General features: G+C 25.1%; 1 protein-coding gene. It reads right to left on the reverse strand.

The genetic code is table 11. From position 1 onward, the window contains the following. Window positions 1–152 precede the first annotated feature (152 nt). Window positions 153–1,098: transposase (locus Ctaglu_RS25725; RefSeq protein ID WP_267901320.1), on the reverse strand; the 946-nt coding region annotated here is incomplete at its 5' end.

A 1,098-nucleotide genomic window follows, 5' to 3' on the forward strand; every position in this document is an offset into this window, starting at 1 on the left:
TTAACTTCTCCTATACTCTCATTTATTTAAAAATCAAATAAATTACAACATATAAGAACTAATTAATTTCTCTAAAACTTTCACTATCAATCATTCCAATGAATGAATTAACGATAGCATATGGCTCATATCAAAACCTCTTTAGCCTTAATTTATAATCCCATACTACTTATTGCTTTATTGTTGCTATTTTGTATTGTTACTATTTCCTTATCGTGTAGCACTTTAAAATTATCAAACTCCTTAAAACATAAATCTCTATCTATTTCTTCTAAATTATCCTTAATATTCATTATAAGAAATGCACTATAACAATCCCTTTGTATTTTAAATTCTTCGAAATTGTTCCACCTTTCCGATAATTCTTTTTTATTATACTTATCATCAAAATGGTTGTATTGTGAAGCTTTTATTTTAGTAGTGTTTATTTTTAAAAGCTCTTTACCATACCATTCTAATTTATTATCTAATATAGTTAAAAACATGCTAGGTGCTTTACTTGCGAGACTTTTACCAAATCTCTTTTTCTTATTTATTTTACCTGTCTTATCATTTATTGTTGTATTCTTAGCTCTCTTTTGTAGCCCACTATAGCTCATAGTTTCTACTAATATTCTATCGCCTAAACTGATAATTTGATTAGCTAATTTCTCATGACTTTGCTTTCTTATACAAGCTTGTTTTCTTTGTATTTCTCTTAATTCATTTTGAGTTTTAATATATTTATTAGACTTAATCCATATTAATTTAATAGCTTTTTTAATAGTTCCATTTTCATTAAAGTTATTAGGATTATTAGTCCTACGTTGTCTATCTAATTTTCTTTGCAATATCATTTTTTCATGTTCAATATTTTCAACTTCTGGACATAATTCTAATAATTTTACTTCGTTTTTACTACTAAAAGCAATAGTTCTAGTTCCAATATCAATACCTACATTTCCTTCTCCTATTTTATGCCTAACCTCTCCAGTTTCTTTATTATATTTTTCAGGTGGAATTCCTTCTAAAATTAGTTGAATAAAATATTTATATTTGCCTCGAATGAACTTTCTAACTACTCTACAATATTTAATTTTATTTAATAATGATATATGT

Origin of the sequence: Clostridium tagluense, assembly GCF_003865095.1 — a bacterium.
Lineage (GTDB): Bacteria > Bacillota > Clostridia > Clostridiales > Clostridiaceae > Clostridium_AD > Clostridium_AD tagluense.